General features: G+C 70.3%; 16 protein-coding genes. 6 read left to right on the top strand and 10 right to left on the bottom strand.

The annotated features are described in order from the left end of the window. Positions 1 to 73 precede the first annotated feature (73 nt). Complete coding sequence (locus QHF84_RS29665) at positions 74 to 949, top strand: hypothetical protein (RefSeq protein ID WP_281316819.1); 876 nt, start codon at positions 74 to 76, stop codon at positions 947 to 949. Between the two features lie 64 nt (positions 950 to 1,013). Here the strand turns inward: QHF84_RS29665 and QHF84_RS29670 are convergent, their stop codons facing one another. Continuing rightward, positions 1,014 to 1,310 (bottom strand): CsbD family protein, encoded by a 297-nt coding sequence (locus QHF84_RS29670; RefSeq protein WP_281316820.1) that lies wholly within the window; start codon positions 1,308 to 1,310, stop codon positions 1,014 to 1,016. Between the two features lie 148 nt (positions 1,311 to 1,458). Between QHF84_RS29670 and QHF84_RS29675 the strand changes: the two genes are divergently transcribed. Then, complete coding sequence (locus tag QHF84_RS29675; protein ID WP_281316821.1) at positions 1,459 to 2,397, top strand: hypothetical protein; 939 nt, start codon at positions 1,459 to 1,461, stop codon at positions 2,395 to 2,397. Between the two features lie 4 nt (positions 2,398 to 2,401). On the opposite strand, the gene QHF84_RS29680 is transcribed toward QHF84_RS29675, so the two are convergent. After that, positions 2,402 to 2,773 (bottom strand): hypothetical protein, encoded by a 372-nt coding sequence (locus QHF84_RS29680; protein WP_281316822.1) that lies wholly within the window; start codon positions 2,771 to 2,773, stop codon positions 2,402 to 2,404. 135 nt (positions 2,774 to 2,908) lie between these two features. Between QHF84_RS29680 and QHF84_RS29685 the strand changes: the two genes are divergently transcribed. Further along, positions 2,909 to 3,472, top strand: a complete 564-nt coding sequence (locus QHF84_RS29685) for an RNA polymerase sigma factor (protein WP_281316823.1) — start codon at positions 2,909 to 2,911, stop codon at positions 3,470 to 3,472. 9 nt (positions 3,473 to 3,481) lie between these two features. After that, positions 3,482 to 3,745 carry a hypothetical protein gene (locus tag QHF84_RS29690; RefSeq protein ID WP_281316824.1) on the top strand — a complete coding sequence of 88 codons (264 nt, stop codon included), beginning with the start codon at positions 3,482 to 3,484 and terminating at the stop codon, positions 3,743 to 3,745. Here the strand turns inward: QHF84_RS29690 and QHF84_RS29695 are convergent, their stop codons facing one another. The 5 genes from QHF84_RS29695 to QHF84_RS29715 form a co-directional block, all read right to left on the bottom strand. Then, a complete protein-coding gene (locus tag QHF84_RS29695) occupies positions 3,746 to 4,243 on the bottom strand; it encodes a DUF2452 domain-containing protein (RefSeq protein WP_281316825.1) in 498 nt (165 codons plus the stop codon). 478 nt (positions 4,244 to 4,721) lie between these two features. Next, positions 4,722 to 6,194, bottom strand: coding sequence for a hypothetical protein (locus QHF84_RS29700; RefSeq protein ID WP_281316826.1), 1,473 nt, complete (start codon positions 6,192 to 6,194; stop codon positions 4,722 to 4,724). Positions 6,195 to 6,213: 19 nt separating this feature from the next. Then, entirely contained in the window at positions 6,214 to 8,850 is a 2,637-nt protein-coding gene (locus QHF84_RS29705) for an Hsp70 family protein (protein ID WP_281316827.1), read from the bottom strand. 3 nt (positions 8,851 to 8,853) lie between these two features. Continuing rightward, positions 8,854 to 9,357 carry a hypothetical protein gene (locus QHF84_RS29710; protein WP_281316828.1) on the bottom strand — a complete coding sequence of 168 codons (504 nt, stop codon included), beginning with the start codon at positions 9,355 to 9,357 and terminating at the stop codon, positions 8,854 to 8,856. Further along, positions 9,354 to 10,571, bottom strand: a complete 1,218-nt coding sequence (locus QHF84_RS29715) for a hypothetical protein (RefSeq protein WP_281316829.1) — start codon at positions 10,569 to 10,571, stop codon at positions 9,354 to 9,356. Before QHF84_RS29715 ends, QHF84_RS29710 begins: the two co-directional genes overlap by 4 nt. Positions 10,572 to 11,055: 484 nt before the next feature. Here QHF84_RS29715 and QHF84_RS29720 point away from each other — a divergent pair, with 484 nt between their 5' ends. Continuing rightward, positions 11,056 to 13,656 (top strand): kelch repeat-containing protein, encoded by a 2,601-nt coding sequence (locus tag QHF84_RS29720; protein WP_281316830.1) that lies wholly within the window; start codon positions 11,056 to 11,058, stop codon positions 13,654 to 13,656. A 72-nt stretch (positions 13,657 to 13,728) separates the two neighbouring features. Here the strand turns inward: QHF84_RS29720 and QHF84_RS29725 are convergent, their stop codons facing one another. The 3 genes from QHF84_RS29725 to QHF84_RS29735 all read right to left on the bottom strand — a co-directional run bounded on the left by QHF84_RS29725 (position 13,729) and on the right by QHF84_RS29735 (position 21,086). Beyond that, positions 13,729 to 19,161, bottom strand: coding sequence for an AAA family ATPase (locus QHF84_RS29725; protein ID WP_281316831.1), 5,433 nt, complete (start codon positions 19,159 to 19,161; stop codon positions 13,729 to 13,731). 312 nt (positions 19,162 to 19,473) lie between these two features. Beyond that, positions 19,474 to 19,998 carry a hypothetical protein gene (locus QHF84_RS29730; protein ID WP_281316832.1) on the bottom strand — a complete coding sequence of 175 codons (525 nt, stop codon included), beginning with the start codon at positions 19,996 to 19,998 and terminating at the stop codon, positions 19,474 to 19,476. A 326-nt stretch (positions 19,999 to 20,324) separates the two neighbouring features. Then, complete coding sequence (locus tag QHF84_RS29735) at positions 20,325 to 21,086, bottom strand: hypothetical protein (protein ID WP_281316833.1); 762 nt, start codon at positions 21,084 to 21,086, stop codon at positions 20,325 to 20,327. Positions 21,087 to 21,710: 624 nt separating this feature from the next. Here QHF84_RS29735 and QHF84_RS29740 point away from each other — a divergent pair. Beyond that, positions 21,711 to 22,409, top strand: coding sequence for a hypothetical protein (locus tag QHF84_RS29740; protein WP_281316834.1), 699 nt, complete (start codon positions 21,711 to 21,713; stop codon positions 22,407 to 22,409). Positions 22,410 to 22,424: the final 15 nt, after the last annotated feature.

Below are 22,424 nucleotides of genomic sequence, written 5' to 3' on the forward strand. Positions count from 1 at the left end.
TAGCCGAGCCGGGCGGGCCAGGGAATGCGCGAAGGGCTCGCCTCTTCCGGTCGGTCGTGGTTAGGTGGGCGCGATGAGCGACGAACTCAACCCCTACGCGCCGCCGGAAGCCGGGCCGGGGGACCGCGCGACGACCACGAAAAAGAAGAAGAAAAAGCGCGACACGTCAGGCGCGATCGCCGAGGCCCTCGAGCGGCTGAACCGGCACATCGACGACGCGTCGGCCGTCGCCGTGGACCGCAAGGAGGCAGGCGGCAGGCTGCGCGTCGTGACGATCGTGTTCGTCGCGATCGCCGCGGTCGCGATCGTGAGCATGGTCTTGGCGGTGCAGACGATCCCGTCGCGGGATCCCGCCTTCGCCTTCCTGATCATCTTCCCGATCATCTTCGGCATCCTCGCGGTGGCGCTGGTCGCCGTGGACCTCACGATCACGCCGCGGGGGACGCCCGCGCGCCCCGAGGCGACGCTGCGGAGTTTCCTCAAAGCGATGACGATGGGCCGGCAAGGGTACGCCTGGGCGTGCCTCAGCCCCACGGCGCGCGCGCAGACCGTGGCTCCGCCGAGCCTCGGCGAAATCCCGATCGGCTCGGGCGCCTTCTCACTCGCCACGCCGACCGGCCTCAAGGACTGGTCGTCCACGTTCATCCGCATCGGGCACGGGCAGATCCGCAGCGTGCAGTTGAAACGCGTCTCGATCGTGCGCGAGGACGGCGACGTGGCCGTGGTCGAGGTCCACGCGCTCTTCCAGGCGTGGCCTCAATGGGCGAACATCGTGGCCGCGGTCGCGTTCGTCGTGATCCGCCTCCTCGGCGCGCTCCTGTATCTCGTGCTCTTCCTCGCGCTGCGAAAGCGGCACGAGGTCACGTTCCAGAAGACGCTTTTGCGCGGCAAGAATGGGCTCTGGTACGTGTACGCGGGGGATCTCTTCGACGACGGCGCCCCGAACTGAACGCGAAACGAGGACGCGCCGCTCCCGCCCCGGCGCGCTGAGCGGGAGCGGCGCCCCGATCGTCTTACTTGTTGAGCTTCTGGCGAATCTCGCCCTTCAGCTCCTCGAACTTGCCCTCGGCCTGCTTTCGCTCGTCCCCCGAGAGCGCGCCCGCGGCGCCCTTCACGCGGCCGCCGGCCTTCTCGAACGTCCCCTCGACCTGCTGGCCCGCCTTCTCGGCGTCCTGCCGGCCCTGGCCGCGGCCCTGATCCGAGATGCCTTCGCGGCGAAGACGCTCGTCCTCGCTCAGGTTGCCGAGGGCCTCCTTGGCCTTGCCGCCGAGCTCTTCCACGGCGCCCTTGATCCGATTGCCGATTCCCATGGTTTCCCCTTTCGGGTCCGCCTGGACCCTTCTGTTTTGATGGGGCTTCCCCTGGGCAATCGACGTGCCGGAGCGCTTGGCGCCGAACCGTTACATACGGGCGAGCCGAGCCGCGATGATTTCCCCTGAGCGGCCGAATGGAGTCATCATGAACCGAATGCACTCCGATCCGCCGGCCGAATCTCCGTACGCCGCGCTGCCCGAGGATCTCCGCGAGACGATCGTCCGGTCGTTCGTCGACCGGCAAGCAGGAGCGGCCGGCGCGCAGGACAACCTGATGTTCGGGTTCCGCGATCCCGCGCCGAAGACGGCATGGGACGCGCTCGACCACCTCGGGCCGATGGCCGTGAACCTGCTCGTGCGGCTGTTCCATCGCATCGAGGGCATCGATCGCACGCTCGCGACCTGGCGCGAGATCCGGTGGATCCGCAACCAATGGTGGGGCGGGAGCGCCGGGATCAAGGTCGTCTACCGGGATCCGGCCGCGATGCGGAGGCGGCTCGACGATCTGCTCATGGGGCAGCACGGCAAGCGCGTCGCGCGGGATGCGTACGTGGGCGGGCTCGAGCACCAGCTCCGCCCCGCGATGAAGCTCCTGCCGCGCGCATTGTTCATGGGCCCGCGCGCCGAGCTGCCCGACGCGGATACGTGGCGCGAGGTCGACGTGCCCTTGCAAGAGGCAACGCATTTCTGCGTCGGGAAGAGCGAGCATCCCGGGGAGCGCCATCCGTCGCTCGACGACATCCACCTCGATTGGACCTCGCCGGTGGAGAAAATCGACGAGCGCACGGGGCGCTGCAATTACCTCGAACCGTGGGAGGGGAGCGTGGTGCACTGGCTCGAAGCGAAGCTCGGCCACGGCGCGCCGGTGTTCACGTTCGACGTGGCCCGCGAGGTGATCGCCTGGGGGAACGAGCTCTCCCGGTCGTCGTCCGCGCACGCGGAGGTCGCGCGTTTTCGAGCGCTCGCCGCGCGCTGGAGGCGCGAGGAGATGGCGTTCGCCGTGCGCGGGCGGGTCGGGTACGAGGCTTCGAAGGCGCGTCTCTCGGAGATTGAGCGCGCCGTTGAGGCGCTCTCTCCGCGCTGACGCCTCAATCCGAGGCGCGTCCCCGCAGCGCGCCCACGCCGAGAAGGATCGGGACCAGCGTGAGAAAGATCCCGCCGAGCGCGCCCGGGCGGCTCGCTTCCTTGAGGCCGATGATGAAGATCCGGGTGATCTCCGCGTCGGGGGCGCGCTGTGGATCTTCGATGAACGAGCACACGGCGGCGATGTTCGTCCAGGTCGCGTGCGCCGTGACGGTCACGAGGGTGAGCCACATCGCGCCCGTGAAGGCCAGGCGTCGGGGCTCGGGGCGGCGCGCGAACCAGGCGGCGGCGCCGACGGCGATGAGGCCGAAGAGGAGCGTGGACCACATCCCCCAGCCACCCTCGACGAAAAACTGCCACAAACTGAAGCCTTTCATGACGCTCGTTCTCCTTGGCTCGACGCCTGCCCGTGAGGCGCCGTCCTCATGACGCGAAGAACTCCGGACGGCGGCGGACGTGACAATGTTTTTTTTCTGTCACGCCTGGGCTAGTTCCGTGTTCGAGGGGACGACATGGATCGGGCCGAGGAAGCAGAGCTCGTCGCACGCCTCCGCAAGGGAGACAAGGCCGCGTTGCGGGTGGTGTACGCGTCGTTTTCGGACCGGCTCTTCGGCTTCCTCCTGCGGCTCGCGCGGAGGCGCGACGTGGCCGAGGACCTGCACCAGGAGACGTGGGTGTCCGTGGCCCGCCACGCCGAACGGCTCGCGGACGGGACGGATCTCGCGGCGTGGCTGTTCACGATCGCCCGGAACAAGTTCCGGTCGTGGCGGCGCTGGGCCGCGCTGGATTTCACGCGTCTCGCGTTCGACGCGGAAGGCCCGGAGCCGGAGGGGCCGTCTTTGCGGCCGGACGCGGGGGACGAGCTCGTCGCGCTGGAAAAGGCGCTCGAAGCGCTCCCCATGGCCCATCGCGAGGTGCTCTTGCTCGTGGGGGTCGAGGGGCTCGAATCGAAGCAGGCCGCGGAGGTGCTCGGGATCCAGCCCGAGGCGTTCCGGCAAAGGCTGTCGCGGGCGCGCGCGGCGCTGTCGGAGAAGCTCGAAGGATCGGCGCGGAAAGACGCCGCCGTGGTAGGATGAGGTGAAACGATGAACGGCCGTGACGACGATCCGCTCCTCGAAAAACTCCGCGGTTTGCCCGCGCCCAAGCTCGCGCCCGCGCGTCGGGCGAAGACGCTCGACGCGGCCGAATCCGCGCTCGGAGGAAAACGTCGCGCAGGGTTCCGATGGCCCGAGCTCGCGCTCGCGTCGGTGCTGGCGCTGGCAGGCGCGCTTTATACCGTCGAATCGTTTGCCCGGATCGGGCACATTTATGGGCACACGGCGGTCGCGTCGGCAGACGGAACCCAGTAATCAGCCTTCCGAGAGGAGCTTCTGCACGAGCGCGCGGCCCTCGGGGGTGCGGTCGCGCTCGGCATTCGTCCCATTCATCGGGGTCCAGCTCATGTCGACTTCGAGGCGGTAAGATCCCTCGAACGCGTGCGGCGGGGAGCCGCCCCATTCCGCGGGGGAGAGCATCGAGAAATAAAGGTCGTCCTCGCTGCGTCGATACAGGTGATAGACGCGGCCGGGGATCTTGCGGAAGCTGCAATGCGCGCGGTGCAAGCGCGCCGAGACGCGCGCCTCGTCGAGCAGGCGCCGCGCCTCTTCCTGAAGCGCGCGCATCTGATCGCGGATGACCTCGAGCTTGCCCCCGACGACCATGCCGAGCGCCTGATCGGCTTTTTCGATCTCCTGGGCCATGTCGACCAGGTCGATGCGCGCGGCGAGCCGGCTCGTGGGGTAAGGGACGGCGCGGGTTGTGGCGAGCTCGGCCGAGGGGGTGGCTTTCGGGTCTTCTTCGAGGGCCATGGTGCGAGGTCGGAGGCTCGTTTGCCTTGTTCGAGGTGGTAGCGTCGGCGTGGGCGCGATGCAACCGGCGCCGTTTGCCGGTTTGCTTTCCGACTTGGTGGAACTCGACAGGCTTCTTGTCCTTAAGCCCGTTATCGGCAAGCACGGCGAGCATGTCGACGGAGCCCCTCCCCGTTGCCGACGAGCCCGGCGAGCATGTCGACGAAGCCCCCGACCGTTGCCGACAAGCCCGGCGAGCATGTCGACCATCACCCCAGCCATTGCCGACAACCGCAGCGAGCATGTCGACCATCACCCCAGCCGTTGCCAACAAGCCCGGCGAGCATGTCGACACTCACCCCGACCGTTGCCGACGAGCCCGGCGAGCATGTCGACCATCACCCCAGCCATTGCCGACAAGCCCAGCGAGCACGTCGACAATCACCCCAGCCCTTGCCGACAAGCTCGGCGAGCCCGTCGCGATTCCCCCTCGCGCCCTTCAGCGTCCCCGCGCGCCGTCCTTCACCACCGCCGCGAGGTGCTCCTTGGCCTCGACGAGCGCCGCGATCGCAAGCTCACGCTGCCCCCGCGCCGCGAGCGCCCAGCCCTGCTCCCGCAAGATCGATCCGAGGAGCGCCCGGGCGCCCGGCTCCTTGCCCGCCACCGCGTCCCGCGCCGCCCGCACCGCGAGGTCCGTTCGGCCCGCCCGCGCGAGGGACATCGCAAACGCCGAATGCCCGCCCGGCGGCGCCGCCGAAGGCCCCGATAGGAGGACCTCGCAAAGGCGAACGCCCGCCGCGCGCACGAGCGCATCCGTGCTCTCGAGCGCGACGCGCGCGGCGGTCCACACGGGCGGCGCGATACCCACGCCCCCGCTCGTGACGAGATCGGCCGCCTCGCCGAGCGCCTCCGCGGCTTCCCGCGGCCGGCCCTTGCCGAGCGCCACGTAAGCCGAGAGCCCGAGCGACGCGAGCCGGAGCGACGGCGAGGAGGGCTCCGTCGAGGCCGAAGGGGGCGGGCCGTAGTCGCCCTGGCCGCCGCCCGTGAGCGCGGCGCGGGCCCGACAAATCAGCGGGAAGATCTCGGGCGCGAGCTCGCCCGCCCGCGTGATCGCCGGTGCCTGCGCCTCCCCACGCGACGCGGCGATCGCCTGCGCCGCTTCGAGCCGCGCCAGGGCGTTTTCCCGCGCCGCATCGTCGGGCACGTGGCGGAGCGTGGCCGCCACGCGATCGGCCTCCAGCGGCGTGAGCGCGTCCCCGAGCGTGTCGGCGTGCTCGGCGGCGAGGCGGATCGCGAGCCGGCCGAGCGACGTGGTCGGATCGCGGCCGAGCTCCTCCAGGAGCGAGAGGCCCGAGGCCCGCACGAAGCGGCTCGGGGAGCGCAGCCGGCCGAGCGCGATCACGATCTTGTGATCGGGTGGCGCGCCCGTGGGATCGGCCGACGCGGCGTCCGCGACCGCGAGCTGCGCCGTGCTCCGATCGCCGAGCAGCCGCTCGACACGGCGCGCGCGGGCCGCCACCGCCACGTCCGCCGCGCCCTTCTCCTCGTCGGCCCGCGCCGCGGCCTTGCCGAACGCCACGAAGGCCCCTTCCGTGTCGCCCGTGAGCTCCAGCAAGCGGCCGAACAGGTAGAGCGCGCGCGCCGTCTCCTCGCGTTCGACCTCGGCCCCCGCGAGCGCGAGCGCCGCGTTTTTCCGGCCCACCCGCGCGAGCTGCCGGCAGAGTTCGAGGATGGCCGGGAGCTGCGGGCCGCTGCCGGCGAGCGTGCTCCAGTACGCCGCGATGTCCCCGATCTCCCGCTCTTCGCCGAGGCGCATCGCGCACCGGAGGGCGCCGAGCGCGGCGCGCGCGGCGAACGAGGGTTCGGCCGTCCGCACGAGCAGGCGCTTGTACGCCGGCAGCGCGAGGAAAGGCCCGACGCTCCCTTCGAGCTTCTGCGCCGCCGCGAGGCCGATGTCGTCGACGAACTTCACGCGCCTTTGGCCCTTTGGATCACGCGCCTCCCCGCTCGGTGACGAGCCCGAGCGAAGGCAGCCGCTCGAGCGCGTTGTCGATGCGCGAGGTCTCCGCGTCGATCGCCTCGAGCTTGCGCCGGAGGGCCCCCGCGTCGGTCGTGTCCGACGTGAGGTTCTTGAGCGGCTCGAGGACTTTTTCGTGGAGCTGCGCGACGAGTTTGTCCCGCTCGGCGATCTGGAGTGATCCCACGTCGGAGGAGGACGGGACGAAGTCGACGAGCTTCCGCTCCACGCTCTGCGCGTAGTAGCGCTCGTTGCGTAGCCTGCGCTCGAGGTAGGCCGGATCGTCGAGCCGCATCTGCGCGAACTCCTCCTGCATCGCGGTCTCGTCGAGGGCCTGCACCTCGTTGAAGACGCGACGCCAGGCCACGGCGTCCGAGGCCTCGTAGGCCGCCATCGCGCGGGCCTCGATGTCGGCGAGCCGCTTCTCCCAGGCCGTGCGATCCATGCCGTAGAGGTTGCCCGTCGAGCGGTAGACGCGGAGCTTGAGCGCGTTGAGCTCGGCCTCGAAGCGGGCCATGGGCGGCGAGAGCGTCTCGTTCGGGTCGCCGCGGTACCAGTCGACGAGCTGGCGGAGCTGCTCGCAGAGCGCCTGCAGTTTGTCCGGATCCGTGGCGACGACCTCGCGGATGCCGGCGACGAGCATGTCCGCCTCGGCCCGGTAGCTCTGCGCGCTCGAACCCCAGAGCGACTTGCTCGTCGACTCGGCCTCTTCGAGCAGCGACTCCACGGCGCCCGCGGGATCGAAGCGCGGCGCGGCGGGCGGCTCGACCTGCGCCCAGAGCTCCTGCCCGGCCACGACCGCGCGCGCCTCCATGCGCATCGCGTCGTCGCAGCGGAGCGTGAGATCCACGGGCGTGCTGACGGGGAGCTCGCGCGGGACCTGGAGCAGGAGTGTCTTGATCGGCATGCGGTTCTGCAGGAGCCGGAGCACCACGGCGCCGCTCTGATCCGCCGTGAAGAAGCGGCTCTTCACCTCCGCGGGCAGGCCCGCGCCGCGCGCGATGAGCACGCGCCGCTCGCGCCGTCCCGCGCGCACGACCTCGATGGCGAGGTCCTTGGCCACGACCGAGGGCCGCGAGAGCGCGCTCGCGCGGGGCCGGACGTCGCCGCGGTAGAGCGCGAACGGGAGCTCCGCGAGCACCTCGCGCTCGACCGAACGCAGGGCGATCCGCGAGGCGTGCTCGGGCTCCTCGCCGAGCGGGACGTCGATGCGCACCACGGCGCCCGCCGCGTCGGGCAAGGACGCCTTCGCGATCTCCTCGGCGCCGCTCGCGCGGTCAACGCTTGGGGCTTCGGGTCGCCTACCGGCGCCCTGCGCCCCAAACCCCCGCAGGATCGCGATCTCCGCCGCGCCCTCCGGCGCCTGCTCGACGCGCACGCCGAGCCGGATCTTCGAGCCCTGGCTGACGAGCGGCGTCGTGAACGAGACCGTGATCTTCCGGTCCGGCTCGCCGATCCGGAGGCCCCCGAGCTGCGCCGCGTGGATGGCCGCGCCGAGCGCGACGCACGTATCCACTTCGTCCTGCAACGGTTTTTCCGAGCGGCTCTTCTTGCAGATCGCCTCCGTCACGCGGCGGACGACCATCGGCACGCGGGTCGAGCCGCCGACGAGCACGACGTGATCGATCTGCCCGAGGTCCACCGACGAGGTCTCGGCGCTCCGCGCGATCGCGCGCTCGCAGCAGGCGATCGTGGTCTCGACGAGATCACCGACCGCCTTCTCGTACTCGGCGCGCCCGATGTCGCCCTCGAACGAGACGCTCTCGCCGTTCTTGTCCTGCATGAAGTCCTGCTTGGAGACGCTCACGACCTCGGAGGTCGAGAGCGACTCCTTGATCTCCTGCGCGAGATGGACGAGGCGGCCGAAGCGCTGACGATCCGCCTCGTCGCCGCGGACGTCGAGGTCGAGGGCGTAGCCGCGCGTGACCAGGATGCCGCGGAGCTTCTCGGCGAAGCGCCGATCGAAGTCGTCGCCGCCGAGGTAGTTGTCGCCGTCGATCGCGAGCACCTGGTACTCGCCGCCGAGGCAACGCAGGATCGAGACGTCGAACGTGCCGCCGCCGAGGTCGTAGACGAGGAAGTTTCCGTCGCCGAGGCGGCTCTTCCAGGTGTGGTAGATGGCCGCGGCCGTGGGCTCCTGCAGGATGCCGATGACGTCGAGCCCCGCCATCTCGCCGGCCTTGCGCGTGGCCTCGACCTGCGGCGCGTCGAAGTACGCGGGCACCGTGATCACGGCCCGATCGACGCGCACTTCGATGCCCTCGGCCGCCTGCTTGCCGAGGTGCTCGCTCATGCGCGCGCGGAGCTCGGCGAGGATCTTGGCGCTGATCTCCTCGGGCGCGAGCGCGTGCGGGCCGACCTCGACCTTCGCGTTTTGCCCCATCTTGCGCTTGATCGACTCGATGGGCGGAGGGGTCTTGCCGCGGCGCTGGCGCGCGGCGTGGCCGACGAGGAACGCCTCGCCCTTGGGATCCCAGGCGACCGCCGAGGGGACGGTGCGCCGCCCGAAGCGGTCGGCGAAGATGTGCAGATCGCGCTCGGACGGGTCGAGCATGGCGATCTCCGAGTTGGTCGTGCCGAGATCGATTCCAACGGGACGGTCGACGAACATGGTCTATCGCTTCCTCTCGGGAGACGTGGGGGCGAAGGCAGGATCGGCGCTCGGGGCGCCCGCGGCGAGCACGGGATCCTCGTCGAGCGAGAGCACGGTCCGCGGGCCCCGCTCGGCGCCGCGGGAAAGGAACGACGCGAGCGCGAGGGCCACCGAGGGACGCGGCGCGAGGTCGCCGAGCCCGACGGGTTCGGCCGCGGAGGCCTTTCGAGCCTTCGGCGGCGCATGTTCCGGGCCCGTACGATCGAGCGCGGGGTGGCGCGGGCGGGCGCCGATGGCGGCGCGCAGGCGGCGCAGCGGGTGCAGGGTGAGCTCTTCCCAGGCGGCGCGGATCGACGCGCGCTCGGCCTCGCCCGCGTCCTCGGCGAGCTCGCGGAGGCGCTCCGTGATGGCGCGTGGGCCCTCTCTCGGATCGAGGTCGAACCGGTCGAAGGGGTTTGGGGCGCAGCTCGGCTCGTCCGAGCGTAGCCCCAAGCGTTGAACGGGGTTTTCGGGTTTGTCACTCATGACGATATCCCGAGGAGCTTTTTGGCCTCGCCGAGTCGCTTTCGAGCCTCCGGGAGCCGCGTGGCCGCGGGGTAGAGCTGCTCGGCGCGGTCGATGAGGCCCGCGGCCCGGTCGTGATCCTGGCGGCTCGGCGCGCGCGCGCCGGGCAGGAGCCGGAGCGCCTGATCGCAGAGGGTGTTCGCCTTCATGAGCCGCGCGTTCCTGTGCGTCGGGCAGATCGTGATGGCCCGATCGAGCAGCGCGATCGTCTCGGGCTCGGTGCGCACGACGTCGGAGCGGAACACGAGCATCTGGGCGGCGCGGGCGGCGTACGCGAGCTTCGACGGGTCGTTCTCGATGCGACGCGCGAGCGAATCGACGAGGGGTTCGACCGGGGCGATGAGGCGGCGGAGATCGTCCCAGCGGCTCGCGCGGTAATGGGCCCAGGCGAGCGGCGTGGCCTGCTCGATCGCGGCGTGCTCGACGCTCTCGTCCGAGCCGGTCCAGCGCCAGACGGCGACGAACCTCCGGAGCAGCGCCGCGCCCTCCGTGGCGCTCGGCTCGCCCTGCGCGGTCGCCTCGACGCACGCCGCGAGCACCGGCGCGAGCGCCTCCTCGACGGCGATCGCCACGAGCGACGTGGCCCGCCGCGCCGCCCGCTCCGCGAGGGCCTCCGGAGCACGCGCGATCCGCGCAGCTTCGGGGACACGGCCGAGCGCGGCGAGCGCCCGCTCTGCGTCGGCCGTGAGATCGCGGGCGCCGGTGCGCGCGCGCTCGCCGAGGTCCTCGATGCACCAGAGCGGCGCGTCGGCGAGGGCGCGATCGAGGTCCTGCCGCGGAAGCGCGCTGCCGGTCACGGCCTCGCCGAGGTCGCGGAGGTACTTCTCCTCGCGGCCGAGGGCGAGCCAGGCGGTGATCGATCGGACGAACGCGTCGGTGGAGCTGGTCGCGAGGTCGGCGAGGGACGCGTGGTGAAGGGCGAGGTGGTGGAGCAGCTCCGGGGGCGGGTCGATCTGCCGCGCGGGTTCGAGCAGCTCGCGGAGGGCATCGAGCTTGCCGACACGCGCGGCGTCGACCACGCCGTTTCCGCCGGGGAGACGCCGGAGGGCGGCGCAGAGGCCTGCGCCTCGGGCGGGGGGGCGGGCTTCTTTTCCAGCCTGCTCACGGAAGAGGCGCTCGAAGACGATCTCGTCCGTGAGCCGCGCGAGCAGCGCCTCGTCCTCGTCTCGCCACACGGAAGGCATCATCCGCGGGAGGGGCTCGTGCGGTCAAGACGGGCGGGGCGCGGGCAAGCCTCCTCGAAGCGGCGTATTCGCTCCGTGTCCCGAGGTGTCGTTCACCTTTTGCCCTCGCGCGTGATGGCCGCCGCGACCTCCGTGACGGGGCTCGCCTCCGCTCCCGTAGGCATAGGCAGTGCGCATGGGCAGTGCGCCAAATCCGTGCGCAACAGATGTGCGGCCCCTTATTTCCAACATGGGCGAACGTCCTCGTGATAGAGGGCAAGCCATCCGTGCAACCCGACTCACAAACCACCGGATGTCAACGGTTTGTCGTGTTCGCGTGGTGCTTTCGCTTCCAACACAAGGACGAAGACGAATGAGGATTGCTCACGCAACAAGGACCCCTCGGAGGGACGCGGAGCGCTGGCGGAGACATCTGCTCTGCGCGCTCCTCACCCTCCTCCTCGGCAGCATCTTGCCCTCCGGCTTCGGCTGCGCCGTGCAAGCCGAACCGGAAGGCGCCGACACGCTCCGGCTCAAGTTCCCGGAGCAGGCGGCGCGTGTGCTCGAAGGCAACGACACGTTCGTCGCGCGAGGGCAAGGCTTCGCGCTGGACATGGGAGACGACGTGGAGGCCGCGCTCGGCCGCCGCGGCGGGCTGTCGATCGCGCTGCCCGAGAGCGCCGACGGTGAAATCCGTTTCCACCTGACCGGCGGCTTCGAGGTGCGCGTGCACGAGCTCGGCGCCTCCGGGCCCGGGGCGATCACCGAGCGCGCGGTCGCCTACACGCGCGAGGGCGTCACCTCGTACTGGAGCGCGACCGAGGAGGGCTACGAAGAGTGGCTGCTGCTCGACACGAGCCGCAGCGGCGCGCCCGTCGCGGCGTGGGAGGTCGACGGCGGGACGCTCGAGCAGCAGGGCGACGCCGTCGCGGTCAACGACGAGCAGGGCGTGGAGCGGATCCGCGTCACGGCGCCCGCGGCCTACCGGGCCGGCGGGGAGCCGGTCGCGGTGCACCTCACGGCGAACGGGACGAAGATCGAGCTGTCGGTGGACGCGGACGGCGAGCCCGTGCTGGTCGATCCGCTGTGGTCGTCGGCGGGCTCGCTGGGCACCGCGCGCTACCTGCATACCGCGACGCTGCTCGGCAATGGCAAGATCCTCGTGGCGGGCGGGAACAATGGCTCGTCGACGACCTATTCGAGCGCCGAGCTGTACGACCCGACGGCCAACTCCTGGTCGGCGGCTGCGTCGATGGGCACCGCGCGTTACGGCCATACCGCGACGTTGCTCGGCGACGGCCGGGTCCTCGTGGCGGGCGGTTACAACGGTTCCGCGTACGTCAACACGACCGAGTTCTACACCCCGTCGACGAACACCTGGGCGGCGGGGCCCACGATGGTCGGCGCTCACTACGCGCATACCGCGACGCGGCTCCTCAACGGCAAGGTGCTGGTGGTGGCCGGCTTCGACGGCTCCGCGTTCACCAACGCCGCCGAGACGTACGACCCGACGGCCAACTCCTGGTCGTCGACCGGAACGATCACCGGCGGGCGGTACTGGCACACCGCCACGCTCCTCAACAGCGGCAAGGTGCTGGTGGTGGGCGGTTCCAACGGCTCGTCGGCCCTCGCAACCGGCAATGTGTACGACCCGGCGACCAACTCCTGGTCGGCGTCCGGGTCGATGAGCAACGCTCGGAACAGGCATACCGCCACGTTGCTCGGCAGCGGCAAGGTGCTGGTGGCGGGCGGTTACAGCGGCTCCACGTACTATACGAGCTCCGAGCTCTACAACCCGACGACCAATAGCTGGTCGTCGACCTCCTACCCCATGAGCACCGGCCGCGAGGCCCATACCGCGACGCGGCTCAGCAACGGCAAGGTGGTGGTGGTCGGCGGCGCGAGCAGCGGCACCACGCGCGTCGCGACCGTCGAGATCTTCAACCCGACGACCGAGACCTGGTACACGATGCCGGCCATCAGCGCCGCGCGTTACCTGCATACCGCGACGCTGCTCAGCAACGGCAAGCTGGTCATCGCGGGGGGTTACGGCGCCTCCGCGGTCATTGCGAGCGCCGAGCGATATGATCCGTCGGTCGACAAGTGGTTGGGCGCGGCGTCGATGAGCGCGGATCGCTATCGGCACACCGGGTCGCTGCTCAACGACGGCAGGGTGCTCGTGGCGGGCGGCACCGATGACGCCGGGGCGACGGCCCTCACGGGCGCAGAGCTGTACGATCCGGCGACCAACGCCTGGTCGGCGGCGGCGTCGCTGAGCACCGGGCGTTTCGACCATACCGCGACGCTGCTCAACGACGGCAAGGTGCTCGTGGTGGGCGGTGACACCGGCTCTGCGGCCTTGGCGACCGCGCAGACCTACGACCCGGTGGCCAACACCTGGACGACGGTCGCGTCGATGGGCACCGCTCGCACGCTCCACACCGCGACGCTGCTCCTCAGCGGCAAGGTGCTGGTGGTGGGCGGTTACAGCGGCTCTGCGGCCCTCGCGACCGCGCAGGTCTACGACCCGGCGGCCAACACCTGGTCGTCAGCCGGGTCGATCACCGGCGCGCGCTACAACCATTCGGCGACGCTGCTCGGCAACGGTAAGGTGCTGGTGGCGGGCGGGAACTCCGGCTCGGGGTCCCTCTCGACCGCGCAGATCTACGACCCGGTGGCCAACACCTGGTCGTCGGCAGCATCGCTGGGCACCGCCTGCTCGGATCATTTCGCGACCCTGCTCGACAACGGCACCGTGCTGGTCGCGGGCGGTTACACCAGCGTTTCTCAGCTCTACAACCCGTCGACCAACACCTGGTCGACGACCGGATCGCTGAACCTCGGGCGCATCGCTCCCATCGGGGCCCTGCTCACCGACGGCAGGGTGCTGGTGGTGGGCGGCGACTACTACCTCACGGCCTCGAGCGCCGAGGTCTATGACCCGACGACCGGCACCTGGTCCCTGGTTCACCCGATGAGCGGTCGCCGTGTGTACAATTCGGCGACGCGGCTCGGCGACGGCAGCGTGCTTGTCGCAGGCGGCGCGGACGACTCTGTTTCGCTGACCGTCGCGACCGCCGAGCTATTCGAGCCGTAGCCCCGCGCGTCGGCTCCCCTCCCCGCCTCCTCCCCCACCCCGCATCTCCCGGCCTGCCCACCAGGCTCGACGCTAGCCACACGGCAACTCCACCGTGAACCTCGCTCCACGGCCGGGCTCGCTCTGCACGCGGATCGTCCCGCCGTGGGCCTCCACGATCTGCCGGGTGATGAACAGCCCGAGCCCGAGGCCGCCGAAGCTCTGGCTCGATACGGCGCGCTCGAAGCGCTCGAAGATCCGGGCTTGATCCTCCTTGGGGATGCCGATGCCGCGGTCCTCGACCCAGAGCTCGGCCCGCGGCCCCACGCGGTGCACGCCGACGGTGATCGGTTTGCCCATGCCGTACTTGAGCGCGTTCGTCAGCAGGTTGACGAGGACCTGTTCGATGCGGAATCGATCCCACCGGCCGATGACGGGCGCGGAGGCGACGAGGCCGATCGTGCAGCCCGCGGCGCTGACCTCGTGCTCCAGGCCTTCGACGGCTTCACGCGCCAGCGTCGTGAGATCCACGTCCTCGAGCGTCAGCGAGAGCTTGCCGGCGCCGATGCGGACGACGTCGAGCAGCTCGCCGACGAGCTTCTCGAGCCGCTCGACGCTGTGGTTCGCGATCTCCAGCAGGCGGGGCAGGCCCTGGAGCCTCGGGTGCGCGGCGAGCTCGGGATCTTCGAGGCGCCGGCGCAGGAGCTGCACCTGCAGGCGCAGCGGGGTGAGCGGCGTGTTCAGCTCGTGCGAGGCGATGTCGAGGAACTCGTCGCGGATGCGCAGCGCCTCCTGGGCCTCCTGGAGCAGACGCTCGCGCTCCTTCTCCGCCTCGACGCGCTGGGTGATGTCCGTGGAGACACCACATACGCCGTACGCAGCGCCCGTGGCGTCGCGGAGAGGCACCTTCATGGAGAGATGGGTGTGCAGGCCGTCCGCGAGGGGCACGCTCTCCTCCACCTCCAGCGGCGCCATCGTCGCGAGGACCTTCCGGTCGCTCTTGCTCAGGCTCTCGGCGATGTCCGGGGGGAAGAGCTCCTCGTTGGTCCGGCCGACGGCGTCGTCGCGGCCGAGCACCTCCGCGAGTCGCCGGTTGACGAGCAGGTGCCGGCCCTCGAGGTCCTTCACGTAGATGAGCGCCGTGGTGTTGTCGACGACGGCGCGGAGCTGCGCCTCGCTGCGGTGGAGCGCGTCGTAGAGGATGGCGTTCTGCAGGGAGATCGCGGCCTGCGAGGCCAATAACTCGACGACCATCAGGCGTTCCCGGGTGAAGGCGCCGGGGACGAGATCGTTCTCGAGGTAGAGCACGCCGATGACGTGGGCCTGCTGCACGATGGGCAGGCACATCACCGCCCTCGGGCCGTGAGCTTCGAGGTAGGGATCCGGCGAGAAGAGGTTCGGCTGCGCGGCGTCGTCGAGGATCACCGTCTCTCGGCTCCGGCGCGCGTAGTTGACGATCGACGCGGGGACGGCCGACGCCGTCGGGCTCCGGGCAGCGACACGCACGACGACCCCCGTCGGGTCGGAGGAGGCCTCGGCCTCGATGCGCAGCTCGTCGTCGCGGACGAGGAGGAGCAGCCCGCGCTGCGCGCCCGCCCGCTGCACCAGCGCGCGCATCAAGGTCTCGAGGAGGCGCGCGAGATCGATCTCCGTGGAGATGGCCTGCGAGGTCCGGAGCACGGCCATCAGATCGAGCTGCTCGGGCCGGGCCACGATGGCGGCGGCGAGCGGCAGAGGGCCGCCGTCGAACACGCCCGGGTGACGGCGATCGAGCTCGGCGACCTTGGCGTGGGCGCCCCACTCGGCATACCCGTTCCTGGCCTCGCGCAGGTACGCGCCCCCGCTCGTCTCCGAGCCGCGGCCGAGGTAGAAGCGACCCGCGAGCTCGTTGGCGAGCGCCTCGTTCTGGATGTAGCCGTGGCGCCGGGCGGCGCGCACGGCGTCGTCGTAGGCGCGCATGGCGTCGAGCGGGCGATCCTCGATACGCGCGATCTCGGCGACGCAGAGCGCGTGCTTGTGACCGAAGTTCTCGGGGCAGGCCTCTGCCCACTCGCCGAGCTTGCGCTCGTGCGCGCGCAGGGCAGCGCGGATGGCCGGACGATCGGCGTCCGGGTCGTCGTGGTGGCCGGCGAGCGCGAGCGCGCCGTAGAACCAGAACTCGGGCTCCTGCACGTGGGCCACCGTCGACCAGAGCAGCGCCCGGGCGCGCTCGGCGGCGGCGACGGCGCCGCGGAAGTCTCCCTCGAAGACGCGCGTGACGAGCTGCATGACGTAGTGCCAGCACGTCACGACCGCCCAGGGATACCGGTCCATGACGGCGTCGCGGGCGGCCTCTTCGCGGACACGTTCGTCCGGCGTCGCGCGCCCGCGCAGGGTGTCGACGAGGTGCTGGATGTCCAGGATGACCTGCGTCGAGGCGTCGAACCGTGCCCGCCGGGTGAACGACAGCCGGCGCTCCGCCTCCTCGAACACCTGATCGAGCGGGTGACCGAGGAGCAGCCGGTCGACGACGATGTGGTTGCAGCAATAACAGGCGAAGGTCACGTCGCCGGTCTCGAGCGCGGTGCGAAAGGCGGTGTCGAGGTAGGGCAGGCTGTCCTGGAGGTGGTGCGTCCAGAAGAGCGTGTTGCTGCCGAAGATGAAGCTGATCTTGGCCTTGTACGCCGTGCTCCGCCGCCTCTCCATGAGGTCGTAGCCGAGCTTGCCGAACCGATGGCCCTCCCGGTACCGCCCGAACTCCGGGCCGAGGTTCATCCCGAAGTAGGCGTACGCCAGCGCGGAGGCGTCGGAGTTGCCGTGGAGCAAGCTCTGGTTGACCATCGAGCAGTAGACCAGGAGCGACAGATTGGGGTCGGTGTTCAGGGCCGGCGCGAAGAGGACGGCGAGGATGTCCTGGGCCGCGGCGATCTCGGGATCGGTCATCTCCGGGAGATCGATGAGGTCCTCGATGGGTCGGTCGCCGAGCAGGGAGAAGACGCGCTCGCGCTCGTGCTCCACCTCCGCGCGCGTGGGGTGCGACGGGATCACGATCCCGAAGAGCGAAAGCCCACGCAGCCCGCGGGCGATGGCCTCGTCGAGGGCACCCATGCTCGTGTAGAGGTCGACCTCCAGGCGCCGGATCGCCGCCTCTTCCATCCTGCTCCTGGCGCGGGGCGCGAGCGCCGAGAGCTGCTCGGCCGCGCCGACGAGGTCGCCGCGGAGGTAGGCGCAGGTGGCGAGCTCGAAATGGAGATCGTAGGCGAGCGCGTGTTGCGCTCCGAAGGGCTCGGGGCCGAGCATCCGCACCCCGGCTTCGAGGTAGCCTTCGGCGCACGCGTGCGCGGCCGAGGTCCGGGCCCGCCGGCCCGCGAGGAGGTCGAGGCGGGCGAGGCGCTCGCGCTCCTTCGGATCGTCGATGAGGGCGCCGCCGAGGTTGTATTGATGAACGATCTCGAACACCCGCGCCTCGACGTCCTCGGGCCGCGTCGCGTCGAGCAGGGTGCGACCGATCGCGAGGTGCGTTGCGGCCCGCTGGTCCTCCGGGATCAGGAGATAAGCAGCCTCCCGCACGCGATCGTGGAGGAAACGATACGTGTCGCCCACGCGGCTCATGAGCCCCCCGTGCAGCGCGCCCCAGAGGACGCCGTCGAGGTCGCGCGCGGACCTTCGGGTCGCGGCGGCGAGCGTGTCCACGTCCACCTCGCAGCCCAGGCAGGCGGCCTGGACCACGGTGGCGCGGGTCTCGGGGCTCAGCCGAGCGACCTTGGCGGCCATGAGGTCGACCACGTTGTCGGTGAAGGGCGCGGCGCGAATGGCGTCGAGGTCCCAGGTCCACGCGCGCGCCTGACGATCGAAGGACAGGAGCGCGCGCTCGTGCAGCGCGGCGAGGAACTGCAGGACGAAAAAGGGGTTGTTGCCGGTCTTCTCTTCCACGAGGGCCCCGAGCGGGCGCGCCCGCGCGACGTCGCACTGGAGCGCGTCGGCGATGATCCGGTGCACGTCCTCGGAGGTGAGCGGGGCGAGGACGATGTCGGAGACGCGCGCGCCGGCCGCGCGGATCGCCGCGATCACGAGGGACAGCGGGTGCGCCGGCGTGACCTCGTTGTCGCGATAAGCGCCGACGAGGAGCAGGTGCTTCGTGTCGGGGTGGGTGAGGATCTCCTGGATCAACGCGAGGCTGCCGGCGTCGGCCCATTGCAGGTCGTCGAGGAAAAGGAGGAGGGGCCGCCCCTCGGCCGTGAAGGTCGAGAGGAAGCGGCGAAAGACCATGTGGAATCGGCTCTTCTCCTCGGTGAGCGGCAGCGCCGCGACGGCGGGCTGCTCGCCGATGACGAGCGCGAGCTCCGGGATCAGGTCGACGAGGATCTGGCCATTGCGCCCGAGGGCCTCGCAGAGCCGCTCGCGAAAAGAGGCGATCTTCTCCTCGCTCTCCGTGAGGATCCGTCGAATGAGCTCTGCGAAGGCCCGGACGACGGTGGCATAAGGGACGTCTCGTTGCGTCTCCTCGAATTTGCTGGCGAGGAAATTCCCGCGCGCCGCGGCGACGGGCATGTCGAGCTCGCGGACCAGCGAGCTTTTGCCGATGCCCGAATATCCGGAGACGAGCACGAGCTCGGGCGCGCCCGTCGAAACGACCCGCTCGAAACGCGCGAGGAGCGTCCGGATCTCGCGGTCACGGCCATAAAGCTTCTGCGGGAGGTGAAATTGCTCCGAGACGTCCTCGCGGCCCAGCGGGAAGAGGGGGATGGTGCCGGTCTCGTCCCATCGCGCGAGGCAAATCGCGAGGTCGTGGGCGAGCCCGCGGGCAGTCTGATAACGATCCTCCGCGACCTTGGAGAGGAGCTTTTGCACGATGGCCGAGACCGGCCTGGGTATCCAGGGCACGATTTCGTGCGGCGGCCTCGGCGATCCGGCGATGTGGCAGTGGACCCACTCGAGCAGATCGACGGCGCGAAAAGGCAGGTGGCCCGTCAGCATTTCGTAGAAGGTGATCCCGAGCGAGTAGAGATCGGTCCGGTGGTCGATGGCCCGGTTCATCCGCCCGGTCTGCTCCGGCGACATGTACGGGAGCGACCCCTCGATGGAGCTCGCCTGATCGGCCTGCTGGTACTCGCGCGGCAGGAGCGAGGCGAGCCCGAGATCGGTGAGCCTGACCTCGCCCGTCTCGACGTCGACGAGGATGTTGTCCGGCCGGATGTCCTTGTGGATGACGTGGCGATCGTGCAGCCCGGCGAGCGCCTCCGCGGTCTTCTTGGCGATCCGGAGGAAGCGGCCGACCTCCATGGGCGCGCCGACGAGGTGGCTCAGGGGGACGCCGCGGAAGTCCTCGAAGACCAGGACCGTGCGATCGGCCCACCGGGCGAGCGTGATCGGGTGGAGGACGAGGTGCGCGTCGAGGTCGCGTGCAACGGAGCGCTCGTGCTCGAGCTGGCGGATGGTCTCGGGAGAAGGGTGCTTGGAGGCGGGGTACTTGAAGAGAACCGTCCGATTCTCGACCCCCCTTCCATCCCCCCGCGCGGCGCGCTGGAGGATGAACCGATCGCTCACGCGAACGGTGTCGACAATCGTATGTTCGCCGAGGGCCTCCACGTCGATCTTCTACTACCGCGCTTGGGAGCTCACGCACAGGTTGTGTCGAGCGAGCCGGACGCCCGCGCGGGCAGGACCGGCGTGGGTCGGGCGAGCGCGGGGGGCGATCCGCGTCGTGCTCGCCTGGAGGCGGGACCGTGCGCCACGCGCTCGGGACGCCGTCATGCGATGCTGCAGGACATGCCGCGCGCGCCTCAGCACCCGCCTCCCCACGTTCTCACGCTGGACGGGTTCGGCGCCGGGGGTTTGCCCTTGCGTGTCGTTCGCATGTCAGGCCCAAAGCCCACGCCGTTGCCCGGGCCGCTCGTCTCGACCTTCTTCATGGTCTTCGTGCTGACGGCGGGGAAAGGGCGAGGCCGTCATCTGGAGCAGGTCGATCTGCATGCCGGAGATATCCATATCGTCCCCGCGGGCGTGGAGCACCAGCCCCTCGATGTCGGCGACCTGGAGGGATGGATCGTGGGCTTTGATCCGACGCTGCTGGGCTCTTCGGAGCGGCTGCCCGGGCGCCCCCCGATCCGGGGAGATGCGAAGGACGCGCCGGTGCGCAGCATCTTTCTCCGGGGACTGCTCCGGCTGCGGCCCGGAGAGCCCCGGCGGCAGCGAATCGAGCGTCTGGTGGCCGAGATCGATGCCGAGCTGCGAGAGGCCCCGTGGGGCGCGGAGAACGCCGCGCTCGCATGGTTTACCCTGCTGATCACGGAGCTCCTGCGCGAGATGCGGGAGCACGTGCCCCTGGCGCCGCCCATGCTCAGCGGGCTCGTGCACGATGCGCTGCGCTTCATCGAGGCGCACTGTCTGGAGTCCCTGTCGCTTCAGGGCGGAGCGGAGCGGGGCGTTGCCCCGCACCCCAGCGGGGGCTGTCCGCCCCCTGCACCCCGGACCAGGCACGGCCTGGACCGAAGGCCGAGAAACCGCGCGATGCGCGGTTTCTCGGACGGGCCCGGGGCAAGACCCTCGACGACCTTGCCAGCCAAGACAGCAGCGCTGCCCTACGTGCTGGCGACGTCTTCCCTGTCGACAGCGCGCATCGCGCGCTGTCGCCCCGAGTCCAGCGCTTGCGCTGGTCCGGGTCCAGGGGTGGACAACCCCTGGTCGGGGTCCGGGGTGAAACCCCGGCGCTACGCCGCCTTCTTCGTTCGTCGCGTCGCGCGTGTGGCGGCGACGGCTTTTGCGTGTGCCATGGCGTCTGTCAGCGGTGCGAGCAAGGCTCGGTTCTCCATCTGGCGATCGACGTCGCCGGGGATATCGCGGCTCTCCACGTATTTTTTCAGTCGACCGACGAGGTGCACCCATTCGGCTTCGGCGCTCCGGCCTTTGTGGACGTGTTCGCCTTGGGTCCCGTGGGCTGCGACGCGATCGGCGTAGGCTTGGTCGCTTGCGTCGAGGGCGGCTTCCAGGGAATCGAGCCATTCGGGGGGCAGCTTGATGCTGGCCAGGGTGGGTGCGTGCTCGGGGGCGCGCAGCACGGTCAGGGTTCCGCGCATCCTTGCGTTTTCGTCGGGGATGCGGTCGTCGAGGAAGCCGAGTCCCTCGGGGAAGGCGGCGGCGCGTAGTGCGCGGGCGGCGGAGGCGAAGGCGCTGTGGCGGCGACGGCCTTCGACGTCGAGGAACGATTCGATGTGCCGTGCTGATGTATCGACGTCTTCGTCGATGATTTCGGCCTTGTCGGCGTGGGCGGCGATGGCGGCGTGGGCCGCCTTTTTACCGATCACGTGGGAATCGAGCCGGACGGCGATTGCGTCGAGCTGGGGAATGAAGGCATCGAGGGCTGGCTCGACGGGGCCGAGTTGCGCGCGCTCGATGAGTTTTTCGTGGAGCTTGCGGCTGATGGTCGCCTTTTCGACGCGGGAGAGCTTGGCGGCTGACGGATGATTGGCCATGGGAGACACCTCGCTGGTTCATGGCGCGACGGGATGTCGCGCCGCGGGTTCGGGTGGCGACATGGCAAAAGCCGTACCCACCTGAAATCCAGGAAGAAATGCTGGTGGGGTGCTCCAAAGTGGAGCAGAAGGTGCTCCAAAACGGATCGCCATGCTCCAAAACGAAGCGGCGCCGACCCGAAACGAGCTCTGGGCGGTCGGGATCGGTCATGGGGAGGCCCCGAAGCGAGGTCTGGGCGGCCGGCACCGTCTTTGGGGAGGCCCCAAAGCGAGATCCCGCCGGCCCGCAACGGGTTTGGGGAGGCCCCAAAGCGAGGTCCCGCCCGTCGGCAACGGGTTTGGGGAGGCCCCGAAGCGAGGTCCCGCCGGCCCGCATCCGCTTTGGGGAGGCCCCAACGTGAGGTCCCGCCGGCCCGCACGGGCTTTGGGGAAGCCCCAAAGCGGGGTCCCGGCGGTCGGCACCGGCTTTGGGGAGGCCCCAAAGGGAAGGCTGGGCGGCCCGCAACGTGTTTGGGGAGGCCCCAAAGCGGGGTGTCCCCAAGCGGACCCCGTGGAGTGCTAGTAGCAGGAGGGAGGGCCGCGGGCGTGCGCACGTGTGCCGCGCCGCGCTTCAAGGAGGGCTTCATGTCGGGTCGAGGAACATTCTGGGCAGCGGCGGTCGCCAGCGTGATCGCGGGATGCATGGCCGCCGGGTGCGAGGCCGAAAAACGCACGTATGACGACACGGGCGGGGCGGGCGGCGGCGGAACCGGAGGTATGCCGGCGGGCAGCGGCGGCGCGCCGGCAGGGCCCGGCGGCATGGGTGGAACGGGCGGCGTCGGAGGCGCGGGCGGCGGCGGAGGCAATTGCGCGGAGCCGCTCGAAGCGACGATCTATACCATCGCCAACCCGGAGTGCGGCGCGATGCCCATCGGAACCGAGGTCGACGCGATTCCCTTCGTCCTGTTCGGCGGCAATGCCACCTATACGGGCGGCGTGATCCTGCCGGGCCAGTACGAGCTCGTGAAAGTGGAGGTCTCTTATGCCGAGGCCCCGTCGAAGACGTTGCGTGTTCTCGTGTTCGACGACACGGGGCACACGACGTCGAACCTGAAGGACTTCGACATCCCCGCCCTCGACGGCGCGGACCTGCAAATCTACGGGCAGGGGACCTACGAGACGAACGGCTCCACGCTCACCAGCACGTATGCCGCCTGCAAGAGCACGCATCAGCCGGCGACGTCGACGACGTCGTACACCGCATTCACCGAAGGTTGTGACGACTTCCTCGTCCTCGGCAACGCGGACAGCCGCCAGACGTTGAAACGACGTCGCACCCCCTGACCGAGGGGCGCGCGC

Origin of the sequence: Polyangium sp. y55x31 (assembly GCF_029946505.1) — a bacterium.
Lineage (GTDB): Bacteria > Myxococcota_A > Polyangia > Polyangiales > Polyangiaceae > Polyangium.